General features: G+C 70.9%; 21 protein-coding genes. 10 read left to right on the top strand and 11 right to left on the bottom strand.

Going from position 1 to position 23,939, the window contains the following annotated elements:
• Positions 1-34: 34 nt before the first annotated feature.
• The 4 genes from lspA (at position 35) to STRCI_RS11385 (ending at position 3,761) form a co-directional block, all read left to right on the top strand.
• Positions 35-634: a signal peptidase II gene (gene lspA, locus STRCI_RS11400; protein ID WP_269658777.1), complete on the top strand. Its 600-nt coding sequence runs from the start codon at positions 35-37 to the stop codon at positions 632-634.
• A gap of 52 nt (positions 635-686) precedes the next feature.
• Positions 687-1,631: an RluA family pseudouridine synthase gene (locus tag STRCI_RS11395; protein WP_269658776.1), complete on the top strand. Its 945-nt coding sequence runs from the start codon at positions 687-689 to the stop codon at positions 1,629-1,631.
• Positions 1,628-2,098, top strand: coding sequence for a GNAT family N-acetyltransferase (locus STRCI_RS11390; RefSeq protein ID WP_269658775.1), 471 nt, complete (start codon positions 1,628-1,630; stop codon positions 2,096-2,098). The genes STRCI_RS11395 and STRCI_RS11390 overlap by 4 nt, the downstream gene beginning before the upstream one ends.
• Before the next feature lie 88 nt (positions 2,099-2,186).
• Entirely contained in the window at positions 2,187-3,761 is a 1,575-nt protein-coding gene (locus STRCI_RS11385) for a Na+/H+ antiporter (protein ID WP_269658774.1), read from the top strand.
• A gap of 24 nt (positions 3,762-3,785) precedes the next feature.
• On the opposite strand, the gene STRCI_RS11380 is transcribed toward STRCI_RS11385, so the two are convergent.
• Positions 3,786-4,898 (bottom strand): mechanosensitive ion channel family protein, encoded by a 1,113-nt coding sequence (locus STRCI_RS11380; protein ID WP_269658773.1) that lies wholly within the window; start codon positions 4,896-4,898, stop codon positions 3,786-3,788.
• Between the two features lie 29 nt (positions 4,899-4,927).
• On the opposite strand from STRCI_RS11380, the gene STRCI_RS11375 reads away from it, so the two are divergent.
• Entirely contained in the window at positions 4,928-5,521 is a 594-nt protein-coding gene (locus tag STRCI_RS11375; RefSeq protein ID WP_269658772.1) for a dienelactone hydrolase family protein, read from the top strand.
• Here the strand turns inward: STRCI_RS11375 and STRCI_RS11370 are convergent.
• The 5 genes from STRCI_RS11370 to STRCI_RS11350 all read right to left on the bottom strand — a co-directional run bounded on the left by STRCI_RS11370 (position 5,503) and on the right by STRCI_RS11350 (position 11,510).
• A complete protein-coding gene (locus STRCI_RS11370; protein ID WP_269658771.1) occupies positions 5,503-6,495 on the bottom strand; it encodes a zinc metalloprotease in 993 nt (330 codons plus the stop codon). The genes STRCI_RS11375 and STRCI_RS11370 overlap by 19 nt on opposite strands.
• 233 nt (positions 6,496-6,728) lie before the next feature.
• Positions 6,729-8,390, bottom strand: a complete 1,662-nt coding sequence (locus STRCI_RS11365) for an alkaline phosphatase D family protein (protein ID WP_269658770.1) — start codon at positions 8,388-8,390, stop codon at positions 6,729-6,731.
• Positions 8,391-8,485: 95 nt separating this feature from the next.
• Positions 8,486-9,325, bottom strand: a complete 840-nt coding sequence (locus STRCI_RS11360) for a thioredoxin domain-containing protein (protein WP_269658769.1) — start codon at positions 9,323-9,325, stop codon at positions 8,486-8,488.
• A 68-nt stretch (positions 9,326-9,393) separates the two neighbouring features.
• Positions 9,394-10,089: a hypothetical protein gene (locus STRCI_RS11355; protein WP_269658768.1), complete on the bottom strand. Its 696-nt coding sequence runs from the start codon at positions 10,087-10,089 to the stop codon at positions 9,394-9,396.
• Positions 10,090-10,184: 95 nt separating this feature from the next.
• On the bottom strand, positions 10,185-11,510 hold the full coding sequence (locus STRCI_RS11350; protein ID WP_269658767.1) for a DUF2252 domain-containing protein: 1,326 nt from the start codon (positions 11,508-11,510) through the stop codon (positions 10,185-10,187).
• Between the two features lie 170 nt (positions 11,511-11,680).
• Between STRCI_RS11350 and dnaE the strand changes: the two genes are divergently transcribed.
• Positions 11,681-15,220: a DNA polymerase III subunit alpha gene (gene dnaE / locus STRCI_RS11345; RefSeq protein ID WP_269658766.1), complete on the top strand. Its 3,540-nt coding sequence runs from the start codon at positions 11,681-11,683 to the stop codon at positions 15,218-15,220.
• 91 nt (positions 15,221-15,311) lie between these two features.
• On the opposite strand, the gene STRCI_RS11340 is transcribed toward dnaE, so the two are convergent.
• A complete protein-coding gene (locus tag STRCI_RS11340) occupies positions 15,312-15,476 on the bottom strand; it encodes a hypothetical protein (protein ID WP_015661094.1) in 165 nt (54 codons plus the stop codon).
• A gap of 224 nt (positions 15,477-15,700) precedes the next feature.
• Between STRCI_RS11340 and STRCI_RS11335 the strand changes: the two genes are divergently transcribed.
• The 4 genes from STRCI_RS11335 to STRCI_RS11320 all read left to right on the top strand — a co-directional run bounded on the left by STRCI_RS11335 (position 15,701) and on the right by STRCI_RS11320 (position 19,636).
• Entirely contained in the window at positions 15,701-16,918 is a 1,218-nt protein-coding gene (locus tag STRCI_RS11335) for an NYN domain-containing protein (RefSeq protein WP_269658765.1), read from the top strand.
• A 106-nt stretch (positions 16,919-17,024) separates the two neighbouring features.
• On the top strand, positions 17,025-17,999 hold the full coding sequence (locus STRCI_RS11330) for an ABC transporter ATP-binding protein (protein ID WP_269658764.1): 975 nt from the start codon (positions 17,025-17,027) through the stop codon (positions 17,997-17,999).
• Between the two features lie 85 nt (positions 18,000-18,084).
• Positions 18,085-18,909 carry an ABC transporter permease gene (locus tag STRCI_RS11325; RefSeq protein ID WP_269658763.1) on the top strand — a complete coding sequence of 275 codons (825 nt, stop codon included), beginning with the start codon at positions 18,085-18,087 and terminating at the stop codon, positions 18,907-18,909.
• 34 nt (positions 18,910-18,943) lie between these two features.
• The gene (locus tag STRCI_RS11320; protein WP_269658762.1) at positions 18,944-19,636 is read left to right on the top strand and encodes a DUF2567 domain-containing protein; all 693 of its coding nucleotides are present in this window, start codon (positions 18,944-18,946) and stop codon (positions 19,634-19,636) included.
• Between the two features lie 183 nt (positions 19,637-19,819).
• Here STRCI_RS11320 and ybaK read toward each other — a convergent pair whose 3' ends face one another.
• The 4 genes from ybaK to STRCI_RS11300 all read right to left on the bottom strand — a co-directional run bounded on the left by ybaK (position 19,820) and on the right by STRCI_RS11300 (position 23,773).
• Positions 19,820-20,311, bottom strand: a complete 492-nt coding sequence (ybaK, locus tag STRCI_RS11315; protein ID WP_269658761.1) for a Cys-tRNA(Pro) deacylase — start codon at positions 20,309-20,311, stop codon at positions 19,820-19,822.
• 8 nt (positions 20,312-20,319) lie between these two features.
• The gene (locus STRCI_RS11310; RefSeq protein WP_269658760.1) at positions 20,320-21,060 is read right to left on the bottom strand and encodes an LON peptidase substrate-binding domain-containing protein; all 741 of its coding nucleotides are present in this window, start codon (positions 21,058-21,060) and stop codon (positions 20,320-20,322) included.
• Between the two features lie 11 nt (positions 21,061-21,071).
• Positions 21,072-22,088, bottom strand: a complete 1,017-nt coding sequence (locus STRCI_RS11305) for a hypothetical protein (RefSeq protein WP_269658759.1) — start codon at positions 22,086-22,088, stop codon at positions 21,072-21,074.
• 107 nt (positions 22,089-22,195) lie between these two features.
• The gene (locus STRCI_RS11300) at positions 22,196-23,773 is read right to left on the bottom strand and encodes an oxidoreductase (RefSeq protein WP_269658758.1); all 1,578 of its coding nucleotides are present in this window, start codon (positions 23,771-23,773) and stop codon (positions 22,196-22,198) included.
• Between the last annotated feature and the right edge of the window lie 166 nt (positions 23,774-23,939).

Below are 23,939 nucleotides of genomic sequence, written 5' to 3'. Positions count from 1 at the left end.
GTCCTCAGTCAGGTACCTAGGTTGAGGGACTCACGTGGCAGAGGCGGAGCGCATCATCGGTACGCCGGATTCCCCGGACGGGGCTGAGGCCGAGCCGGAGCAGTCATCCGGCGCCGAGGGGCAGGAGGTCGGCGAGGCGCGGCCCAGGGGCAAGCGCCGGATCGCCGTGCTGTTCGCGGTCGCCGCCTTCGCGTACGTTCTCGACCTGGTCAGCAAGATGCTCGTGGTGGCCAAGCTGGAGCACCACGAGCCGATCGAGATCATCGGGGACTGGCTGAAGTTCGAGGCGATCCGCAACGCGGGCGCGGCCTTCGGCTTCGGTGAGGCCTTCACCGTGATCTTCACGGTGATCGCGGCGGCGGTGATCGTGGTGATCGCCCGGCTCGCCCGCAAGCTCTACAGCCTGCCCTGGGCCATCGCCCTCGGTCTGCTGCTGGGCGGTGCGCTGGGCAATCTCACCGACCGGATCTTCCGTTCGCCGGGCGTCTTCGAGGGCGCTGTCGTGGACTTCATCGCGCCCAAGCACTTCGCCGTGTTCAACCTCGCGGACTCGGCGATCGTGTGCGGCGGCATCCTGATCGTGCTGCTGTCGTTCAAGGGGCTCGACCCGGACGGCACCGTCCACAAGGACTGAGCGCCATCCACAGGCGTTCGGGACTGTCTCACCCGTCCGGCATACTCGACGGGTGAGCACGATTCCCGAGATCCGTACCCTGCCCGTGCCGGACGGCCTGGAGGGCGAGCGCGTCGACGCCGCCATCTCCCGCATGTTCGGCTTCTCCCGTACCAAGGCCGCGGAGCTCGCCGCGGCGGGCAAGGTGCTGGTCGACGGCACGGTGGTCGGCAAGTCCGAGCGCGTGCGCGGCGGCGCCTGGCTGGAGGTCGAGATGCCGACGGCGCCCGCGCCGGTGCAGGTGGTCGCCGAGCCGGTCGAGGGCATGGAGATCGTGCACGACGACGATGACGTGGTCGTGATCGTCAAGCCGGTCGGGGTCGCCGCGCATCCGTCGCCGGGCTGGACCGGGCCGACCGTCATCGGCGGGCTCGCCGCCGCCGGGTACCGGATCTCGACGTCCGGCGCCGCCGAGCGGCAGGGCATCGTGCACCGGCTCGACGTCGGTACCTCGGGTCTGATGGTCGTCGCCAAGTCCGAGTACGCGTACACGTCGCTGAAGCGCCAGTTCAAGGAGCGCACGGTCGACAAGCGGTATCACACGCTCGTCCAGGGGCACCCCGACCCGACCAGCGGCACCATCGACGCGCCGATCGGCCGGCACCCCAACCACGACTACAAGTGGGCGGTCACGGCCGACGGCAAGCCGTCCGTCACGCACTACGACCTCATCGAGGCGTTCCGCGCGGCCTCGCTGCTCGATGTGAAGCTGGAGACCGGGCGCACCCACCAGATCCGCGTCCACATGGCGGCCCACCGGCACCCCTGCGTCGGTGACCTGACGTACGGCGCCGACCCCACCCTCGCCAAGCGGCTGCGGCTGACCCGGCAGTGGCTGCACGCGGTGCGCCTCGGCTTCGAGCACCCCGGGGACGGGCAGTGGGTGGAGTTCTCCTGCGACTACCCGGACGACCTGCAGCAGGCCCTGGACCAGGTGCGTGAGGAGACCTACGGATGACCCTTCCGCCGTATGCGGTGCGGGTCGCGACGGACGCCGCCGACCGTGAGGCGTGCTTCGCGGTGCGCCGCGAGGTCTTCGTCGGCGAGCAGGGCGTGCCCGAGGAGCTGGAGTACGACGCCTACGACGCCGTGGCGGTGCATGTGCTGGCCGTGCGGGAGGACGGCGTACCGCTCGGGGCGGGGCGCCTGCTGTACGGCGAGGCCGCGGCGGCGAAGGTCGGCGACGACCTGACCGTGGGCTCGCTCGGCAGGCTCGCGGTGGCCAAGGCGGCGCGCGGCCTCGGTATCGGCGCCGCCCTGGTGCGGGCCATCGAGGACGCGGCCCGCGCGCGTGGGCTGGCGGCCGTCGATCTGCACGCGCAGACCCAGGCGCTGGGCTTCTACGAGCGGCTCGGGTACCTGGCGTACGGACCGGAGTTCGCCGACGCGGGGATGCCGCATCGGGCGATGCGGCGCGAGGTGTAGCTCAGGGCGCCGAAAGCGCTGGTGGGCGTGGTGCCGTGGCAGGCTTGGGGCCCTGCCCCTGTGAACGCCGACCCCGCCGGAGCTGACCGTGGATCAGTTGGCCCTGTTGTTCGTGCTGCTGCTCGGGGCCGTGGTGAGTGTCCCGGTGGGGGAGCGGTTCGGGCTGCCGGCGCCGGTGCTGATGACCCTGCTCGGGATCGGCCTCGCGCTGCTGGAGTTCGTCCCCAATGTCGAGGTGCCGCCCGATCTGATCCTGCCGCTGCTGCTGCCGCCGTTGCTCTACGCGGCGGTGCGGCGGACCTCCTGGCGGCAGTTCGCCGCCAATGTGCGGCCCATTCTGCTGCTGGCCGTGGCGCTGGTGTTCGTGACGACCTTCTTCGTGGCCGTCACCGCGAACGCGATCATCCCCGGGCTGCCGCTCGCCGCCGCCGTCGCCCTCGGCGCGCTGGTGGCGCCGCCGGACCCGGTGGCCGCGACCGCGGTGGCCGGGCAGTTGGGACTGCCGCGTCGGCTGGTGTCGATCCTGGAGGGTGAGGGGCTCTTCAACGACGTCACCGCGATCGTGCTGTACCACGTGGCCATCACGGCCGTCGTCACCGGTTCGTTCTCCTTCTGGAAGGCCGGCCTCGAACTGGTCCTCTCCGCGGTGGTCGCCCTGATCGTCGGGCTCGGCCTGGGCTGGGGCGCGAACCGGCTGATGGATCTGCTCGGGGACGCCACGCTCCAGATCGGCCTCACCCTGCTGGTGCCGTACGCCGCCTATGTGCTCGCCGAGGAGCTGCACGGGTCCGGCGTGCTGGCCGTGCTGACCACCGCGCTGTTCCTCTCGGAGTACGCCACCGACGCGGACGATGTGATGACCCGGCTCGCCGGGCACACGTTCTGGAACGTCGTCGACACGCTCGTCACCGGGGTCGCCTTCGGGCTGATCGGGCTCGAACTGCACAATGCCGTGCGGACGGCGTCCGGGCGGTGGGGCGAGCTGCTGGGGTGGGCGGCGGCGGTGGTGGGTGTGGTGGTGCTCGTCCGGCTGCTGTGGCTGCTGCCCGCGACCTGGCTGACCAAGCGACTGCATGCCCGGCGCGACCATGACGAGGACATCCCCATGAGTTGGCGGGAGACCGTCGTGATGTGGTGGTCCGGCATGCGGGGCGTGGCCTCCGTCGCGCTCGCCCTGGCGGTTCCCCTCACGGTGGACGACGGGTCCGCGTTCCCCAACCGGGAGGAGATCATCTTCATCGCGTTCGGGGTGATCATGGGGACGCTGGTGCTGCAGGGGCTGACCCTGCCGTCGCTGGTGCGGCTGCTGGGGGTGCGGGCGGACACGGCGCGAGAGAAGGAGTTCGAGAAGGCGCTGGCGGTGCGGGCGGCCAAGGCGGCGAAGCGGCGGCTGCGGGAGATCGAGGCGGTGGAGGAGCTGCCGGAGGAGCTGTCCGAGCAGATGCTGCGGCGGGCCTTCGACATCGGGGTGCGGATCTCGCCCGAGATGGGGGACGAGGAGCGGCGGGAGGCGCACCGGAAGATCAAGCGGGTGCGGCGGATCCAGCGGGAGATGCTGAGCGCCGCGCGGCACGAGGTGCTGGCGGCGCGCAGCGAACCCGGGGCGGACCCGGAGGTGGTGGACCGGGTGCTGCGCCATCTCGACGTACGCAGCCTGCGGTGACCGCCCCCGGGGCCGTGCCCTCGGTCAGCGGCCCGTCCGCGGGGGCTCGTGGGCCCGTCGGGGCGGTGGGCCGTCCGAGGAGCGGACCGGGGCCGGGATGCCCGGCGGCAGGGACGCGTCCGCCGTGTTGACGCGGGGGAGGGCGTAGGGGTGGTTGGTGGCGAGCCAGCCGATCATCTGCTCGCGGACCGTCACGCGCACCTGCCAGATGTCGTCCGCGTCCTTGGCCGTGACCAGGGCCCTGACCTGGAGGGTGCTCGCGGTGGAGTCGGTGACCGAGAGGTCGCAGGCGCGGCCGTCCCAGGCCGGGCACTCCCGCAGGATGTCGCGGAGCCGCTCGCGCATCAGGTCCAGCGGGGCCGAGTGGTCGAGGTGCCAGTAGACGATGCCGGTCATCTGGGCGCCGCCGCGGGACCAGTTCTCGAAGGGCTTCGAGGTGAAGTACGACACCGGCATGGTGATGCGGCGCTCGTCCCAGGTGCGGACGGTCAGGAACGTCAGCGTGATCTCCTCGACGGTGCCCCACTCACCGTCCACCACGACCGTGTCCCCGATGCGCACCATGTCGCCGAAGGCGATCTGGAGCCCCGCGAACATATTGCTCAGCGTCGACTGTGCGGCGACGCCCGCGACGATGCCGAGGATGCCCGCCGAGGCCAGCAGTGAGGCACCGGCGGCCCGCATCGCGGGGAACGTCAGCAGCATCGCCGCGACGGCCACCACACCGACGACCGCCGCGACCACGCGTGTGATCAGCGTCACCTGGGTCCGCACCCGGCGCACCCGCGCCGGATCGCGGTGGACGCGCGCGTAGCGGGTGTAGGTCGTCTCCACGACCGCCGCCGCGATCCGGATCACCAGCCAGGCCGTGGAGCCGATCAGTACCAGCGTCAGGATCTGCCCGATCCCCACGCGGTGTTCCTCCAGCACCTGTGCCGAGTCGTACGACCCTCTCAGCAGGGCCGTGCACAGCACGAGCTGGTAGGGGATCCGGCCGCGGCGCAGCAGACCCCACAGCGGGGTCTCACCGTGCCGGGCGTCTGCCTTGCGCAGCAGCAGGTCCGTGGCCCACCCGATGAGCAGTGTGAGCACGACCGAGCCACCGACGACGATCAGCGGGCGCAGTACGTTCTCCATGGGTTCGACCGTACTGGCACGATGGCTTCATGAACATCATGCTCTTTCACTCGACGTACGGTCTGCGGCCCGCGGTGCACGCGGCGGCGGACCGGCTGCGCGCCGCCGGACACCAGGTGTGGACACCGGACCTCTTCGAGGGGCGCACGTTCGAGACGGTCGAGGAGGGCATGGAGTTCAACGAGCTGACCGGCAAGGACGAACTGCTCAAGCGGGCCGTCCTGGCCGCCGCCCCCTATTCCGAACGGGGCCTGGTCTACGCCGGGTTCTCGCTCGGCGCCTCCATCGCGCAGACCCTCGCCCTCGGCGACGACAAGGCGCGCGGTCTGCTGCTTGTGCACGGCACCTCCGACATCGCCGCCAACGCCTCGGTGGACGAACTGCCGGTGCAACTGCATGTCGCCGAGCCCGATCCGTTCGAGACCGACGACTGGCTGAGCGCGTGGTATCTCCAGATGGGCAGGGCGGGGGCCGATGTGGAGGTCTACCGGTACGCCGGGGCCGGTCATCTGTACACCGACCCCGACCTGCCGGACTACGACGCCGAGGCCGCCGAGGCCACCTGGCGGGTGGCGCTCGGCTTCCTCGACAGCCTTCAGCAGGGTCAGCCGGCCGCGCGGTAGGACGCCCAGTGCTGCTGCATGCGCGTCACCTGGCCCGCGGTGAACTGGTACATGCAGGCGTCGTAGGTGTAGTCCATGAAGTTGTGGATCGGGTCGGTGCCCGCCTTGCGGGTGCAGGTGTCCCGGCCCTCGGGGCACTCGTAGGCGGCGCTCTTCTCGGCGGCGGTGTCGTCGACGTAGTCGCCGTTGCCGTTACAGCCGCCCTGGAAGGTGTGGTAGAGCCCCATCCAGTGGCCGACCTCGTGGGTGCCGGTGTCGCCCTCGTCGTAGTGGGTGGCCGAGCCGCCGGGCAGTGAGGCGTCGAGGAGGACCACGCCGTCCATCGAGGGGCTGGACTTGTAGGAGCTGGGGAAGGTCGCCCAGCCGAGCAGCCCGCCGCCGATGTTGGCGGTGTAGACGTTGAGCGCGTTCGCGCCGCCCTCGCGCAGGGCGGACTTCATCGCCTTCTCCTCCGCCGAGCCGTAACCGACGGTGTACCAGGCGGCGTTGTCGGTGTAGTCGGTGCCGGCCAGCGTGAACTGGAAGCCGGAGTCGGTGTTTCCGCTGCCCTGTCCGGCGAAGGCGGAGTTCAGCACGTTCATCTGGGCGGTGATGTCCGAAGAGCTGAGCTGGCCGGTGGCGCCGTCGTGGATGACGTGGAAGTACACCGGGATCGACGTCGAGGCGGCAGCGGCGAGGCTGCGGTTGCCCGAGGCGGGCAGCTTGTCCAGCTTCTTCTTCAGGTCCGCGTCCATGGCCTGGGCCTTGGCGGCGCTGATCTCGTTGGGCTCGGCGACCGACTCGCCGTGCCCGGGGCGGGCCTCGCGGGCCGCGGCGTGGCCGGTCTCCTCCTCGGCGCAGTCGGCGGCCGGAGTCTGGGCCGCCGCGACACCCGTGGGCGCGGACAAGGGGGAGAACATCAGGGATCCGGCCACCATGGCCGTGCCTATGAGGCGTCTGCGAGTAGTGGGGGTCATCCGGGCGAGCGCACGCATGCTGACTCCTGGCTGCTGCGTTGGGGAGGACGGGCGCAGGGGTCTTCCTGGCCGCCGCCCGGAGATTACGTGTACATGGCCAGATCAGGAGAGAAACGTTTCGGCCAATCGGGAGCTCGTCGGATCTCGAACAAACCGGGTGAACGAAACGCACCGGCGGGTGGCGCGGCCGGGTTCGGGGCCCGGTACGCGCCACCCGCCGGTGGCTGAAAATCGCTGCTGAAACAGGGGTTTTACACGGGGTCGTACGTCCGCTCGACCTTCTGCGTGCCGCTGCGGGTGCGGTACGAGCGGGTCCAGGACGCCGTCGCGTCGGCCTTCGTGCGGTCGGACAGGACGTAGAAGTCCATCTGCGCGCGGCCGGCCGTGATGTCCAGGACACCGAAGCCGTGGCGGTCGGTGTCGACCCAGTGGACGTGCCGGTTGGCGGCCCGGATGACCGGCGAGGCGAGCGCGGAGACCGTGCCCTCGGGGACCTTGACGATGTCGTCGAGGTTGTCGGAGGTCACCGAGGTGACCACGAACTCGGTGGCGGCCGAGGCGGACAGCGGGTACGTACCGGCGTTCACCGGCACGTCGTTGGCCCACGCCATGTGGATGTCGCCGGTCAGGAACACGGTGTTGCGGATGGCGTTGGAGCGCAGGTGGGCGAGGAGCTCTCGGCGGTCGTCCGTGTAGCCGTCCCACTGGTCGGTGTTGAGGGCCAGGCCCTCCTTCGGCAGCCCGAGCAGCTCGGCGAGCGGCTTGAGGAGCTCCGCGGAGAGCGAGCCGATGGCGAACGGCGCGACCATCACCGAGTTGCCGACCAGCCGCCAGGTGGTGTCCGAGGACTTCAGGCCCGCCTTCAGCCAGTCCAGCTGGGCGCGCCCGGTGAGCGTGCGGTCCGGGTCGTCCACGTCGCCGTTGCCGGTGGCGGCCTGCTGGGAGCGGAAGGAGCGCAGGTCCAGCAGGGAGAGGTCGGCCAGCTTGCCGAAGCGGAGCCTGCGGTAGGTGGTGCCGGCGATGGCCGGACGCACCGGCATCCACTCGAAGTAGGCCTGCTTGGCGGCGGCCTGGCGCGCGGCCCAGGCGCCCTCGGCGCCCTCGGTGTGGTTCTCGGCGCCGCCGGACCAGGCGTCGTTGGCGATCTCGTGGTCGTCCCAGATGGCCACGCAGGGCGCGGTCGCGTGCAGCGCCTGGAGGTCGGCGTCGGTCTTGTAACGCCCGTGCCGGGTGCGGTAGTCGGCGAGGGTGAGGATCTCGTGCGCCGGGGCGTGCGGCCGTACGACGGTGTCGCGGGTGCCGTACTCGCCGGTGCCGTACTCGTAGATGTAGTCACCGAGATGCAGCCAGGCGTCCAGGTCGCCACGGGCCGCGAGATGGCGGTACGCGGAGAAGTAGCCGGCCTCCCAGTTGGCGCAGGAGACCACGCCGAAGCGGAGTCCGGCCACGGCGGCGTCCGTCGCCGGCGCGGTGCGGGTGCGCGCCGGAGCGGTGGTGGTACCGCCCGCGGAGAAGCGGAACCAGTAGTCGGTGGCGGGCGCGAGGCCCCGGATGTCCGCCTTGACCGTGTGGTCGGCGGCGGCGGTCGCCTTGGTGGAGCCCTGGGCGACGATGTGCGTGAACGCCTTGTCGGTGGCGACGGTCCAGCTGACCTCGGTGTCCGGGCCGAGCCCGGAACCGGGGGTCGCCTCGGGCGTCGGGGTCACTCGGGTCCACAGCAGGACGCCGTCGGGCAGCGGGTCGCCGGAGGCCACGCCGTGCAGGAAGGCGGGGGCGGCGTTGGCGGCCCCGGCGGGGATCGCGGCGGCGAGCGGTCCGGCGAGGACAGCGGTGGCCGCCGCGGCCTTGACGACCGTACGGCGGCGCGGGGCAAGCGTGTTGAGCGGCTCGGGTGATCTGTATCGACTGGTCACGAGCGATCAGGTTACTGACCGGTATGAACGGGAGCGGGCGAACTCGTAAAAGTTCGCCCGCTCTTCGTCTGTCGGTAGGGCCGTTCGGGCCGTGCTCAGCCCTTCAGCGCCCCGTCGACCAGGGTGTTGAACTCCGCCACCGTCATCGGGGGGTTGCCCTGCTCGGTGGTGAGCGTCTTGCCGTCCATCACGAGGCTCGGGGTGCCGGTGACGTCGTCCTTGTTGGTGTCGAAGGTCTTCGACATGGCCAGCGCCCAGGCGTCGTAGGTGCCGTTCTTCACCGCGTTCTGGAACTTGGTGTTGTTCTTCAGCGCGTCGACGGAGCCGGCGATGTCGATCAGGTAGTCGTCGCTCTTGAGCTTGTCGTCCGACTCCTCCGGGTGCCACTTCGCCGAGTACAGCGCCGCCTTGTACTGGAGGAAGGCCTCGTCGCTGACGTTCAGCGCGGCACCGAGGGCGCTCATCGCGTTCTTGGAGCCCTCGCCGTTGCTGCCGATCTTGTTGTCGCCGAGGGAGTCGCCGTCGAGGAAGGTGCCGCCGACGAACTGGACCTTGTACTTGCCGTCCTCGACGTCCTTCTCGACGGTCGAGCCGACCGCCTGCTCGAAGGAGGCGCAGACCGGGCAGCGCGGGTCCTCGTAGACCTTGAGGGTCTTCTTGGCGCTGTCCTTGCCGATGACGACGGTCGTGCCGTCGGTGCCCGTGGTGTTGGCCGGGGCGACGACCTTCTCGTCGCGCACCGCCTCCCAGTGGCCCGGCTTGTTGGACTGCACGACGGCGTAGCCGATGCCGCCGGCCGCGGCCAGCACACCGACGACCGAACAGGCCACCACGACCTGCCGCTTGACCTTGGCCCGCTTGGCCTCGCGCTCACGCTCGACGCGCAGCCGCTCGCGCGCAGCCGTCTTCGCAGCCTGGCTGTTCCGCTTGCTCATGTGGGTTCTCTCCATGGGGACGCGCGCACGTCATGTGCGCGGAAGACATAGGGGTGGACGTGCTGTGCTCAGGCGAAAGCGGCCGAGCACGGCGGTCCACGCCGTCCCAGGGAGTGCACGAGGAGCCGCTCACGGGCGGCGGTGGTGCGGCGGCCGGGGCGGGGCAGCCGGCGGACCGACCGGGCCGGCCGGACCGTCACGGCGGCGACCGCCAGCAGCAGCGGCCGGAAGGTGGTGGCCGCGACCGCCCGCAGCAGCTGGGCCAGCGCGCGCTCACCGCGGCGCAGCCAGGCGGCGGCGAGCAGGCCGACCGAGACATGGGCGCCGAGCAGCAGCCAGGCGGTCTGCGGATCGGCGTGGGCCAGCAGGTCGGCGAGCCGGTCGGTGCCGGTCCGCTCGGTGACCGCTGTCAGCGCGGTGCCGACCCGGGTGCCGTCACCGCACAGCACGTCCAGGCCGACCGAGCGCAGCGGGCCCGCGACCGGGCCGGCCGCGGTGCCGTAACAGGCGTGCTGGCCGGTGGTGAAGACGGTGTCGGCGGCCAGCTCCAGCGGGATCAGCAGCGCCGCGATCCGCCCGAAGCCGCGCTCGCGCCCGGCCAGCGCGTAGGCGACGACGAACACGGTGGCCGCGACCAGCGCCACCGTGTTGAGCGGCAGCGGGACCCGGGACAGCAGCACGTGCGACGCGGTGCTGAGTGTCACGACGAGTGCCGTGAACAGCGCCGCGCGCAGTGCTCGCAGTCGGATCCCGGATATGTCCATAGCGCAGGAGAGTCTGTCACGGAGGGGTGTAAGGGAGCCCTAAAGGCGCCCTGTGAACGCCCCTTGGGTCACAGGCGGTCGGTCAGGGCGGGCGGTCACAGGCCGGGGATCCGGCCGTTGCGGAACAGGTCCACGAAGACCTGGTGGTCGGCACGCGCGCGGGCGCCGTAGTCGTGCGCGAAGCCCACCAGCAGCTCGGCGAAGCCGTCCTCGTCGGCCGCGATGGCCGCGTCGATGGCCCGCTCGGTGGAGAACGGCACCAGGGACTCACCGGAGGTGTCGTCCGCCGCCGCGTGCATCGTCGCCGTCGCCCGGCCGAGGTCCGCGACGACCGCCGCGATCTCCTCCGGGTCGTCGATGTCGCCCCAGTCGAGGTCCACGGCGTACGGCGAGACCTCCGCGACCAGCTGCCCCGCGCCGTCCAGCTCGGTCCAGCCCAGCCACGGGTCGGCGTGCGCCTGGAGCGCGCGCTGGGAGATCACCGTGCGCTGGCCCTCGTGCTGGAAGTAGTCCCGGATCGCCGCGTCGGTGATGTGCCGGGAGACCGCCGGGGTCTGGGCCTGCTTGATGTAGATCACGACGTCGTTCTCCAGGGCGTCGCTGTTGCCCTCCAGCAGGATGTTGTACGACGGCAGCCCGGCCGACCCGATGCCGATGCCGCGGCGGCCCACGACGTCCTTCACGCGGTAGGAGTCCGGGCGGCTCAGGGAGGACTCCGGCAGCGTCTCCAGATAGCCGTCGAAGGCGGCCAGCACCTTGTAGCGGGTGGCCGCGTCCAGCTCGATGGAGCCGCCGCCCGGGGCGAACCGGCGCTCGAAGTCACGGATCTCGGTCATCGAGTCCAGCAGCCCGAACCGGGTCAGCGCGCGGGCGTCGCGCAGCGCGTCCAGCAGCGGCCCCTGGGCGGTGTCCAGGGTGAACGGCGGGACTTCGTCGCGCTTGGCGCCGGTCGCCAGCGCGTGGATCCGCTCGCGGTACGCGCCCGCGTACACCCGCACCAGCTCGGTGATCTGCTCGTCGCTGAGCGCCTTCGCGTACCCGATCAGCGCGACGGAGGCGGCGAAGCGCTTGAGGTCCCAGGTGAACGGGCCGACATAGGCCTCGTCGAAGTCGTTGACATTGAAGATCAGCCGGCCCGTGGAGTCCATGTACGTGCCGAAGTTCTCCGCGTGCAGATCGCCGTGGATCCACACCCGCGAGGTGCGCTCGTCCAGGAATGGCCCGCCCCGCTTCTCGGGGTCGAGGTCGTGGTAGAAGAGGCACGCCGTACCGCGGTAGAACGCGAACGCCGAGGCCGCCATCTTGCGGAACTTCACGCGGAACGCGGCCGGGTCGGCGGCCAGGAGCTCGCCGAACGCGGTGTCGAATACGGCGAGGATCTCCTCGCCGCGCTGCTCGTCGCTGAGCTTCGGGACCGACATCGCTGGGTGCCTCCTGGTGCAGTGCATGTACGACAGCGTCTCTGCCGTCTCCAACGCACGACCGTACGTCGGAGTGCCCGCCGAGTGTCAGTGCCGCGGCATAGACTTCGACGCTGACCCCAGAACTGTCCGCCAGCCCGTCGCCGAGTGTTTCCCCTGGAGGCCGCACCGTGTCAAAGCCGCCGTTCACGCACCTGCACGTCCACACCCAGTACTCGCTGCTGGACGGTGCCGCGCGGCTGAAGGACATGTTCGACGCGTGCAATGAGATGGGCATGACGCACATCGCCATGTCCGACCACGGCAACCTCCATGGCGCGTACGACTTCTTCCACTCCGCGAAGAAGGCCGGAGTCACCCCGATCATCGGGATCGAGGCCTATGTCGCCCCCGAGTCCCGGCGCAACAAGCGCAAGATCCAGTGGGGTCAGCCGCACCAGAAGCGGGACGACGTCTCCGGCTCGGGCGGTTACACCCACAAGACGATCTGGGCGGCCAGCGCGACGGGCCTGCACAACCTCTTCAAGCTCTCCTCCGACGCCTACGCCGAGGGCTGGCTCCAGAAGTGGCCCCGGATGGACAAGGAGACCATCTCCCAGTGGTCCGAGGGGCTCATCGCCTCCACCGGCTGCCCCTCCGGCGAGCTCCAGACCCGGCTGCGGCTCGGTCAGGAGGAGGAGGCACTCAAGGCGGCGGCCGAGTACCAGGACATCTTCGGCAAGGACCGCTACTTCCTGGAGCTGATGGACCACGGCATCGAGATCGAGCGCCGGGTCCGCGACGGCCTGCTGGAGATCGGCAAGAAGCTCGGCATCCCCCCGCTGGTCACCAATGACTCGCACTACACCTACGCGCACGAGGCGACCGCGCACGACGCCCTGCTGTGCATCCAGACCGGCAAGAACCTCTCCGACCCCGACCGCTTCCGGTTCGACGGCACGGGCTACTACCTGAAGTCCACGGACGAGATGTACGCCGTCGACTCCTCGGACGCCTGGCAGGAGGGCTGCCGCAACACCCTCCTGGTCGCCGAGCAGGTCGACACCACGGGCATGTTCCAGGAGCGGAACCTCATGCCCAAGTTCGACATCCCCGAGGGCTACACCGAGGTCTCCTGGTTCCGCGAGGAGACCATGCGCGGGATGAACCGCCGCTTCCCGGACGGCATTCCGGACGACCGCATGAAGCAGGTCGAGTACGAGATGGACACCATCATCTCGATGGGGTTCCCGGGCTACTTCCTCGTGGTCGCCGACTTCATCATGTGGGCCAAGAAGCAGGGCATCGCGGTCGGCCCCGGCCGAGGCTCGGCGGCCGGCTCGATCGTCGCCTACGCCATGGGCATCACCGACCTCGACCCGATCCCGCACGGTCTGATCTTCGAGCGGTTCCTCAACCCCGAGCGCATCTCCATGCCCGACGTCGACATCGACTTCGACGAGCGTCGGCGCGTCGAGGTGATCAGGTACGTGACGGAGAAGTACGGCTCCGACAAGGTCGCCATGATCGGCACCTACGGCAAGATCAAGGCGAAGAACGCCATCAAGGACTCCGCGCGCGTGCTGGGCTACCCGTACGCGATGGGCGACCGGCTCACCAAGGCCATGCCCGCGGACGTCCTCGGCAAGGGCATCGACCTCGACGGCATCACCAACCCCTCCCACCCGCGCTACAGCGAGGCGGGCGAGATCCGGGCGATGTACGAGAACGAGCCGGACGTGAAGAAGGTCATCGACACCGCCAAGGGCGTCGAGGGCCTGGTCCGGCAGATGGGCGTGCACGCCGCCGGCGTGATCATGTCCAGCGAGCCGATCGTCGACCACGCCCCGATCTGGGTGCGGCACACCGACGGCGTGACCATCACGCAGTGGGACTACCCGCAGTGCGAGTCGCTCGGCCTGCTGAAGATGGACTTCCTCGGCCTGCGCAACCTGACGATCATGGACGACGCCGTCAAGATGGTGAAGTCCAACAAGGGCGTCGACCTCGACCTGCTGGCGCTGCCGCTCGACGACCCGACGACCTTCGAACTGCTCCAGCGCGGTGAGACCCTCGGCGTCTTCCAGTTCGACGGCGGCCCCATGCGCTCGCTGCTGCGCCTGATGAAGCCCGACAACTTCGAAGACATCTCCGCCGTGTCGGCGCTCTACCGTCCGGGCCCGATGGGCATGGACTCGCACACCAACTACGCGCTCCGCAAGAACAAGCTCCAGGAGATCACCCCGATCCACAAGGAGCTGGAGAAGCCCCTGGAGGAGGTCCTGGCCGTCACCTACGGCCTGATCGTCTACCAGGAGCAGGTGCAGAAGGCCGCCCAGATCATCGCCGGGTACTCGCTCGGCGAGGCCGACATCCTCCGCCGCGTGATGGGCAAGAAGAAGCCCGAGGAACTGGCGAAGAACTTCACCATCTTCCAGGCCGGCGCCCGCAAGAACGAATACAGCGACGAGGCCATCCAGGCCCTGTGGGACGTCCTGGTCCCGTTCGCCGGCTACGCCTTCAACAAGGCGCACTCGGCCGCGTACGGACTGGTCTCGTACTGGACGGCCTACCTCAAGGCGAACTACCCGGCCGAGTACATGGCCGCGCTGCTGACCTCCGTCAAGGACGACAAGGACAAGTCGGCGATCTACCTCAACGAATGCCGTCGTATGGGCATCAAGGTGCTGCCGCCTAACGTCAACGAGTCGGTGCACAACTTCGCCGCCCAGGGCGACGACGTGATCCTCTTCGGCCTGGAGGCCGTGCGCAACGTCGGGACCAACGTCGTCGAGTCGATCATCAAGAGCCGCAAGGCCAAGGGCAAGTACGCCTCCTTCCCCGACTACCTCGACAAGGTCGAGGCCGTCGCCTGCAACAAGCGGACCACGGAGTCGCTGATCAAGGCGGGCGCGTTCGACACCATGGGGCACACCCGCAAGGGCCTCACCGCGCACTTCGACTCGATGATCGACAACGTGGTCGCGGTCAAGCGCAAGGAGGCCGAGGGCCAGTTCGACCTCTTCGGCGGCATGGGCGAGGAGGAGAGCAACGAGCCCGGCTTCGGGCTCGACGTGGAGTTCACCACCGACGAGTGGGACAAGACCTATCTGCTCGCCCAGGAGCGGGAGATGCTCGGTCTGTACGTCTCCGACCACCCGCTCTTCGGCCTGGAGCACGTGCTGTCCGACAAGGCGGACGCGGGCATCGCCCAGCTCACCGGAGGTGAGCACGCGGACGGCGCGGTCGTCACCATCGGCGGCATCATCTCCGGCCTCCAGCGCAAGATGACCAAGCAGGGCAACGCCTGGGCCATCGCCACCGTCGAGGACCTGGCCGGTTCCATCGAGTGCATGTTCTTCCCGGCGACCTACCAGCTCGTCTCGACCCAGCTCGTCGAGGACGCGGTGGTCTTCGTCAAGGGACGCCTCGACAAGCGCGAGGACGTGCCGCGGCTGGTCGCCATGGAGCTGATGGTGCCGGACCTGTCGAACGCGGGCACCAACGCCCCGGTCGTCCTCACCATCCCCGCGGTCAAGGTCACCCCTCCGATGGTCAGCCGCCTCGGCGAGATCCTCAGCCACCACAAGGGCGACAGCGAGGTCCGGATCAAGCTCCAGGGCCCGACCCGGACGACCGTGCTGCGTCTGGACCGGCACCGGGTGAAGCCGGACCCGGCGCTCTTCGGCGACCTCAAGGTGCTGCTCGGCCCGTCCTGCCTGGCCGGCTAGCGAGGACAGAGGACAGGCGAGAGGGGCGCATCCGCGTGTCGGATGCGCCCCTCTCCATGTGCCTGGCCTTCAACGGCCCGTTATGAAGATGTCAGTTGTGACCGAACTTCTTCTGCTTGCCCTTGCGCGCGATGTCGCTCGGCGTCACCTGGGACATCCGCTGCTCGGCCTGCGCCTCCATCGAGGACTGCTGGGCCTGCTGCTGTCCGCGCTCGGACTGCGGCTGCTTTCGGTCACGGTTCTTGTTCTTGGCCATGGTGATCTGCCTCCTGTGGGGGATCTAGGGGCCAGGGCCGCGACCAGATTCACATAGGCTGACAAGGGACGCATTTCGGAAGATTACGGTGCGTGACGGCGCTCGTTCGGGCCGCTCACCCCGAAACGCCACGCCGAAGATCGAGTTCCGGCCGTTAACCTTCGCGAGGTCGGGCAGACTCGAAGGAAGCCCGAAGCAAACCTCCCGGAAAGAGGGTGGATCGCGTGGACCGCTGCATCGTCCTGGTGGACGCCGGGTATCTGCTGGGGGCCGCCGCCTCACTCCTCGCCGGAGAGCCCTCCCGCTCCCGGATCACCGTCGATCACACCGCCCTGATCCAGGGTTTGCGCGAGCGAGCCGAGTCGGACACCGAGCGCCCGCTGCTGCGCATCTACTGGTTCGACGGCGCCCCCGACCGCGTCCCGCAGCCCGAGCACCGCAGGCTGCGCGTGATGCCCCGGGTCACCGTGCGCCTCGGCGCGCTGACCCGTAGCGACGGACGCTGGGCCCAGAAGGGCGTGGACGCCGCGATGCACGCCGAGCTGACCGAACTGGCCCGCAACCGGGCCTGCTCCGACATCGTGCTGGTCACCGGCGACGGCGATCTGCTGCCGGGCATGATGGCCGCGAAGGAACACGGCGTCGCCGTGCACCTGTGGGCCGTCCAGGCCGCCGATGGCGACTACAACCAGTCCGAGGACCTGGTCGCCGAGGCCGACGAGCGGCGCGTGCTGGACCGTACGTGGATCAACAAGGCCGTACGCGCCAAGGAGCTCGGCGGGATCTGCGCGCCGCCGCCCGCGCCCCGGCCCGAGATCGCCGCGATCCTCTCCGCGCCACTGCCCGACTCCGCGCTCGCCGCGGCCGAGCGGCCCACCGAGGAGCGCGAGCACCGGGCACCGGCCGCCGCCACGGAGAACGGCACCCAGGACCGGGTGCCCGCGCCGAAGGGCGTGCCCACGCCGAAGGACCTGGCCGCCCTGCGCGGGCCCGGCGCACCGGCCGCCCCGCACCCCGCCAGCGCGACCCTGCGCTGGTCCTCCGACAAGGGCTGGGTGGACCGGCCCGGCGCCACCGCCGAGCCGCCCGAGGTCGCCACCATGCCGACGCTCGCCCAGCTCACCACGGCGGAGCAGCGATGGGCCGACCGCGAGGAGGACATCACCACCGTCGGCGGAGACCCCTACGAGGTCGGACAGGTGTTCGCGCGCCGGTGGATGGAGCGGCTCGGCGACCAGAGCCATCTCCAGAAGCTCTCCGGGATGTACCCGCGGATCCCGCACCGCATCGACGGCGAGCTGCTGCGCTACGCCGCCCGGTTCGGGCTGCTCGCCCACAAGGACGACCAGATCGATGAGCACGACCGGTACGCGATCCGGGCCGGATTCTGGCGGGAGATCGATGTCCGGACGGCCGCGGAGCACGCGTCGGCGGGGGAGTGAAACGGCACATACGCCGCCCCCAGGACGAGCGGAGCCCGCCGACCCCGTAGTCTCATCCCTTGTGAGTAAGCGCGCGGCACCGGCACTTCGGCCCAGTGGGGATGTCGTGTGCGCCGTGCGCGGACTGACCAAGACCTATCCGGCGGTACGGGCCCGGCGCGGCACCCCCGCCACCCCCGAGGTGCGGGCCACCGACGACGTACGGCTGGACATCCGGCGCGGTGAGATCTTCGGGCTGCTCGGCCCGAACGGCGCAGGAAAGACCACCCTCGTACGGCAGCTCACCGGGCTGATGCGGCCCGACCGCGGCAGCGTGGAGATCCTCGGGCACGACATCGTGCGGCACCCGGAGCGCGCCGCGCGGATCCTCGCCTACCTCGGCCAGGAGTCGACCGCCCTCGACGAGCTGACCGTCTCCCTCGCCGCCGAGACCACCGGGCGGCTGCGCGGACTGGACGTGCACACGGCACGCGCCGAGCGGGACGCCGTACTGGCGGAGCTGGGGCTGACCGAGCTCGCCGGGCGGCCCCTGAAGAAGCTGTCCGGGGGCCAGCGCAGGCTCGCCTGTTTCGCCGCCGCTCTCGTGGGCGAGCGGCCGCTGCTGGTGCTCGACGAGCCGACCACCGGGATGGACCCCGTGGCGCGGCGCGCGGTCTGGTCCGCCGTCGACCGGCGGCGGGCCGAGCACGGCACCACCGTCCTGCTCGTCACCCACAACGTCATCGAGGCCGAGACCGTGCTGGACCGGGTCGCCGTGCTGGACCGGGGACAGGTGATCGCCTGTGACACCCCGGGCGGGCTCAAGGAGCAGGTCGCCGGGGAGGTCCGGGTCGACCTGGTGTGGCGGGAGGCGGCGCCGCTGCATGTGCCCGAGGTGGCCGCGCTCCAGGACCGGGTCGTGGAGTCCGGGCGCCGCTGGACCCTGCGGCTCGCGCCCGAGGAGGCCCGCGCGGTCGTCGCCACCGTCACCGGCGGGGCCGCCTTCTCCGCCCTCGACGACTTCACCCTCGCCACGCCCAGCCTGGAGGACGTGTACCTGGCACTGGGCGGGGCCGCGCAGCAAGGGTTGGTGAAGGCTTGAGCACCACTGGGCCGGGGTTGAGTACAAAGAGCGTCGCATTCGTACGGAACGGGACTGCCGCCGCAGCGAAGAGGAGCAGCGCCACGTGAGTGTCGTACCCGCCGAGGTTCTGCCGGCCGGCACGCGGGCCGCGGACGAGTCGCCCGTGACGCGCGCGGCCGAGCTCGCGCCCGCGGCCCGGCTCTGGCCGTCGCTGTGCGCCGTGTACCGGGCGCAGCTGTCGCGTGCGCGGGTCGCGCGTATCCCGCTGCTGTTCGTGGCGACCTTCCAGTCCATCGGGATCATGATCCTGATGCGGGGGGTGGTGGACGGCGGGGACGAGGCGCGGGCCGTGGTGGCCGGATCGTCGGTGCTCGTGGTGGCCTTCGTCGCGCTGAACCTGCTCGCCCAGTACTTCGGGCAGCTGCGGGCCAGCGGGGGGCTCGACCACTACGCGACCCTGCCGGTGCCGCCCGCGGCGGTGGTGCTGGGGGCGGCGGGGGCGTACGCCTCCTTCACCGTGCCCGGGACCGTGGTCACCGCCGTGTTCGGGTGTGTGCTGTTCGGGCTGCCGCTGGCGCATCTGTGGGTGCTGATCGCGGTGATCCCGCTGGCCGGGGCGGCGCTCGCGGGGCTCGGGGCGGCGCTGGGGCTGCTCGCGCCGCGGCCGGAGCTGGCGACCGTGCTCGGGCAGCTGGGCATGTCCGCGGCGCTGCTGCTGGGGGTGCTGCCGGCCGAGCGGATGCCCGAGGTGGTGCGGCTCGCGCGGGATCTGCTGCCGTCGACGTACGGCGTGGAGGCCTTCGCGCGGACCTTCGGGGAGCGGCCCGACTGGGCCTTCGTCCTCGGTGACCTCGCCGTGTGCGGTCTGGTGGGCGTCGTTTCGCTGGCCGCGGCGACCTGGGCGTACCGTCGGGCTGCCGTCCGGTGACGCGGCGCACAGGGCGGCCTGGCACGATGTCAGGGTGACCGCACCATTGACTCCGCCTCCGCCGCCGCGTGACCAGTCCGCCAGTGCCGCGTGGCAGCAGCCGCATGTGCCTTCGGGTGAGCCGGGGCACTACGGGTATGTGCCGCCGCCCTCCTACGGGCAGGACGGGCCCGGGATGAAGGTCGAGGTGCGGGAGGCCGCCGTGGTGACGGCGGCTGTCGCTGTGGCCGGTGCGCTGCTCGGGGTGCTGTGGTGGTGGCTGGCTCCTCGGGTGCCGTTGGTGGGGGACGTGGTCGACGGGGGCTGGGCCGTCTACTTCAAGGACACCGAGGGGGAGCAGGCGGCTGGCGTCGACGGGACGTTCGCGCTGCTGGCGCTGGGGTTCGGGGCGGTCAGTGCGCTTGCCGTGTTTCTGGTGCGGCGGCGTGGGGGTGTGCCGCTGGTGGTCGGTATGGCGGTCGGGGGGTTCCTCGGGTCCTTGCTCGCCTGGCGGGTGGGGGTCTGGCTGGGCCCGGCGCAGGATGTCATCGCGCATGCCAAGGACGTGGGCAAGGGGGTGACGTTCTCGGCGCCGCTGGAGCTTGATGCGAAGGGGGCGTTGCTGGTGTGGTCCATTGCCGCGCTGGTGGTGCATCTGGGGCTGACGGCGCTGTTCGGTCCCCGGGATCCGGATCCGTTCGAGCAGGACCGGGGTCCTCGGGACGGGTACGGCACGCCGCGGGCGTAGTTTCGTCTCGCCCCCGCCGCCCCGACCCGTCCCTCCCCCGGAGGGGGACCAAACGCCGGACGGGCTGCTAAGCCGGGCGCCTGCCGTGGTTTGCTCGGCCCTTTTTCACGCGCCATTTGCGTTTTCGCGTTTTCTTCGACATGTCCTCTCTCACTAGCGGAGAGAGGAGGGGCCGTCGAGGGGCTAAACGCGTCCGATGGGGGCCAGGGTCGCGTTCGTGAGGGTCGCCAAGTCTGTGGGGGAGAGTTCGATCTCCAGGCCTCTGCGGCCTGCTGAGACGCAGATCGTGGCGTGGGTTGTGGCCGAGGCGTCCAGGACCGTGGGGAGTTTCTTGCGTTGGCCCAAGGGGGAGATGCCGCCGCGGACGTAGCCCGTGGTGCGTTCGGCCTGGGTCGGGTCGGCCATGGACGCTCGCTTGCCGCCCACCGCCGTGGCCAGCGCCTTCAGGTCCAGCTGGCCCGCCACCGGGACCACGGCCACCGTCAGGGTGCCGTCCACCTCCGCCACCAGTGTCTTGAAGACGCGGTCGGGGGACACGCTCATGGCCTGCGCCGCCTCCTCGCCGTAGGACGGGTGGGACGGGTCGTGTTCGTAGGCGTGGGTGGTGAAGGGGACCCCGGCCGATGTCAGGGCCACGGTTGCCGGGGTGCCTGCCGACTGTCGCTTCTTCGCCATCGCTTGCCTCAGTTCAGACTGGTCGGCGTGCGCGTCAGGTCCGCCGCCGGGAGTGACGGCAGGTTACGGATGATCGAGGTCTCCGCGCGCAGGAGTTTCAGTTCGTCCCGGAGCCGGGAGGCTGTGTCGGGGGCCTGGAGCAAGCGTTGCTTTGTCGGGGTGTCCAGCATCATCGCTGCTGCCACCAGGTAGGAGACCACCGACGGTTCGTCGGGGAGGTCCGCGCCCGTCGAGAGGGAGCGTTCGCGGGCTCCTGCCAGGCGCTTCTGGTACTGGCGGAACGCCCGCAGCACCCCTTCCGCCAGCGCGCCCGCCTCGTCGCCCTGGTCCTCCTCCAGCTCCTCCAGCTCCGCCATGAGGAAGGGGCCGGTCGCGTCCACCGACAGCAGCCGGACCCGAGTCGTCCCCGTCGCCAGCACCTCGAACGTGCCGTCCGCCCGCTCCCGGATCGTCGCCGCGTCCGCGACACAGCCCGTGGAGTGGAAGGACTTGATGGGCTCGGCACCGAAGCCCGCCGCGGGCCCACGCTGCGGCAGCGCCGTCGGATCGGGCATACCGGGCGCGCTCGGCGCCACCTCGTGGCCGTCGCGGATGGCCACGACGGCGAAGCGGCGCGGTTCGTCGTCGGGGGTTTTCAACAGATCGCGCATCATGGCGCGATAGCGCTCCTCGAACACGTTCAGAGGAAGCACAAGCCCCGGGAACAGCACGGAGTTCAGGGGGAAGAGCGGGAGCCGGACGGTGGTCACGACGGTAGAGCCTAATGGTCGCCGGAGCGTGCGCGTCCGTGGTGCCCGCCCCCCGGACGGTCGGACGCGCCCCGCAGCTCGTCCCGCACCCGCAGACAGTGGCCCAGGGGGTCGTCCGAGAACCGGTCCCAGGGGAAGGACGTGGCGTACGGGCCGGTCAGCCGCACCTGCTCCAGGGCGTCCGCCACCCGGCCCAGGCGTACGAGGACGTAGGTGAGGACGTTGCGCTGCTCCGCCGGCCAGGGGTCCGCCGCCGGGAGGGCCGCCGACAGGGCCATCGCCCGCTCGGCCGCCGCGTGCAGCGGGGCCGGTGCCACCTCGGGGCCGCAGCCGTCGGTGAGGTAGGCGAAGGCCGCCCGCACCGGCAGGGCCTGGACCAGGGAGCCGGGCGGGGCGTCCTGCGCGGCGCGGTCGGCGAAGTCCAGGCACTCGTGGTGCGAGCCGTGGAAGGAGGACGCCAGATAGCGCAGGGCCGCGACATGGCAGCCGTAGTGGTGGGGGGCCCGGCGCATGGCCGCCGACCACAGTTCCTCGACGTACTTCGGGCCCGCCTGGGCGCCGCGCGCGTGGTCCAGGGCGATCCGCCAGGGCACCGGGTCCCGGTCGTCGCCGTGGGCCGCGGCGGTGACCAGCGGGCTCACCTCGCGCAGCAGTTCCGCGCGGGCGGGTGACCGCCAGGCGCGGTCCACCCTCAGCTGGGCGTCGACCACCAGGCGGTCGGGGTCGCGCGGGGCTGCGGCCCGCCAGCTCTCGAACCACTCCGGGCGGGCGTGGGCGAAGGCGGCGAGCCGGGTCGTGTAGCGGTCCCGGTGCTCCCACTCACCGGCCGCGCGGGTCGCGGCGAGCAGTGCGGCGGCCGGTTCGTGCTCGCCGCGCGCGGCGGCGACCAGCGCCGGGCCCAGCCGCGCGTCGGGCACGTCCAGCAGCACCTCGTCGGCGTGGGGACCGGGAGGAGGGGGCGCGGTCCTCGTCATGCGAATCCGCGGCCCGCGGAGGAACGGCAGCAGCAGAGCCATGGTGTCGACCATTGAAAAGCCGCAGGTCGGGGCGGCGCCAGAGGCACCGGGCAACTCACGGAAAGTTGTACGGCCATGGGTCAAGGACGGGTAAAAACGCGCACCACGGGACTCCCGCGTCAACCCCTCCGCAACAGCCGTGTGGCCCCCGCCGCCACCGTCGTCGCCAGTGTCCAGCCCAGCAGCACCATCGCCGCCGCCAGCCACTGCCAGCCGCCCTTCAGCTGCCAGAAGCCGACCTGGCCCAGGTCGATGACCGGGAGGAGCAGATCCAGGGCGAACAGGGTCGGGTTCCACTCCGGATGTTCGCCCCGCTTGATCGGCGGATGACCGGCGTGCGCGAACGCCACCGAGCCCGCCGCCCACAGCACCGCCATCCACACCGCGGCCCGGCCCGGCCGGTACCCGTAGGCGACCGTCCAGTCCTGCACGTACCCCCAGAACTTGGCGGCGACCGGCAGGCTCTCCCGGCGGCGGCGCTGTTTGGCGAGGAGCACCTCACGGGCGTCCTCGTCCTCGCCGCCCGCCCGCAGCACCGTGGCCAGCCGCTCGTACGGCTCCGGGTTGTACTCGGCGGTCGCCGCGGCCACCCAGTCCAACCGCTCGGTCAGCGGGAACGGCCCGCGCGGCACCAGGCTCTCGTAGAAGAAGCCGCCCATGTGCAGGCGTCCGGGGCCCGGCCAGGCGTCGGCGCGGTCCATCAGGTTGACGATCCGCGCCCCGGAGAGCACCACGGTGCCGCGGGCCGGGCGCTCGCCGAGGAAGCGCAGTTCCGGGGTCTGGATCCGGCGCAGCGACAGTTCCTGCTCGTCGGTGAAGGTGAACCGGGCCCGCTCCATGTCGACCGCGTCCCCGAACCGCCCGTCGTCCAGCCGCACCCCGCCCTCGCACGCGAACCGCTGGATCCGGGTCCCGCGGGCCGGGGTCGTGCCGCTGAGCAGCGGGTTCCCCACGCCCGCCGGGGTCAGGTACAGCGAGCGCTCCACGGTCAGCTGGGGCGCGTTCAGCGCCAGCCGGGTGTACGGGTTGGCCAGCCGCGCCCCGCGCAGGCTCAGCGAGACGCCGATCTTCGCGCTGCGCAGGCTCAGCTCGCCGTGCGACTCCAGCAGCTCGGCCTGGAGGTCCTGGCCGACGGTCATGCCGTCCGCGGCGATCGAGCGGCCGCTGCGGTCGCGGTACACGATGGCCTGGGCGAGCAGCAGATCGGTGCCGATCTGGGCGTCGGTGAGCCGAATGCCGTTGTGGAAGCGGCAGCGCGGCAGATGCAGATCGCCCTCGGTGTGCACGCGGGCCGCCTCAAGACGCGGCACCGAGCAGTCCACCAGACGCAGGGTCGTGAACCGTGCCTCCGGCAGCAGCACGTCCCGCTCGAACCGGCAGCCGCGCATCTCGACGTACGGCGTCACCGTGCCGCCCGCCAGGTCCAGGCTGCCGCTGATCTGCACGCCGACGAGTTTCAGGGACGACACCCGGCCGGCCAGCGCAGGCGGTCCGTCCAGCAGCAGCCAGCACACGATACGGGCCCGCACGATCCGCTCGGGCCCCCACGGATGCCCGCCGTGCGGATCGTCGACGACGGTGTCGCCGCTGCTCAGGTCGTACACACTGCCGTTGCGGAAGGCCTGCCACATGCCGGCCTCGGCGGCGGTCAGATCGTCCGGCAGGTCTCCGTCGCGGATGCCGGCCCCCTCGGTCACGGTGTTCCCTTCCTCCCCGGCTACTCATCGGTTTCGTACAACTGTTCATGCCCGCTGAGTGACGGACGGAACGCTAACGGTGAAGGGGATCTTCCGGGTGGCGTATGTGTTCTGTATCAGCCATTGATACGCGCGAACAGTGCTCGATCCCGGTCTGCGAGAATTG

It is taken from the genome of Streptomyces cinnabarinus (assembly GCF_027270315.1).
In the GTDB taxonomy this organism is placed as follows: Bacteria; Actinomycetota; Actinomycetes; order Streptomycetales; family Streptomycetaceae; genus Streptomyces; species Streptomyces cinnabarinus.
Note: the sequence above shows the minus strand (reverse complement) of the source record. Positions and strands in the feature narration are given on the sequence as shown.

Coding starts and splice junctions, on each gene's coding strand:
- STRCI_RS11340 (WP_015661094.1), bottom strand. CDS start 15,476: ATGGCCAAGAACAAGAACCGTGACCGAAAGCAGCCGCAGTCCGAGCGC.
- STRCI_RS11390 (WP_269658775.1), top strand. CDS start 1,628: ATGACCCTTCCGCCGTATGCGGTGCGGGTCGCGACGGACGCCGCCGAC.
- STRCI_RS11380 (WP_269658773.1), bottom strand. CDS start 4,898: ATGGAGAACGTACTGCGCCCGCTGATCGTCGTCGGTGGCTCGGTCGTG.
- STRCI_RS11360 (WP_269658769.1), bottom strand. CDS start 9,325: ATGAGCAAGCGGAACAGCCAGGCTGCGAAGACGGCTGCGCGCGAGCGG.
- STRCI_RS11350 (WP_269658767.1), bottom strand. CDS start 11,510: ATGTCGGTCCCGAAGCTCAGCGACGAGCAGCGCGGCGAGGAGATCCTC.
- STRCI_RS11375 (WP_269658772.1), top strand. CDS start 4,928: ATGAACATCATGCTCTTTCACTCGACGTACGGTCTGCGGCCCGCGGTG.
- STRCI_RS11305 (WP_269658759.1), bottom strand. CDS start 22,088: ATGGTCGACACCATGGCTCTGCTGCTGCCGTTCCTCCGCGGGCCGCGG.
- STRCI_RS11355 (WP_269658768.1), bottom strand. CDS start 10,089: ATGGACATATCCGGGATCCGACTGCGAGCACTGCGCGCGGCGCTGTTC.
- ybaK (WP_269658761.1), bottom strand. CDS start 20,311: ATGGCGAAGAAGCGACAGTCGGCAGGCACCCCGGCAACCGTGGCCCTG.
- STRCI_RS11370 (WP_269658771.1), bottom strand. CDS start 6,495: ATGCGTGCGCTCGCCCGGATGACCCCCACTACTCGCAGACGCCTCATA.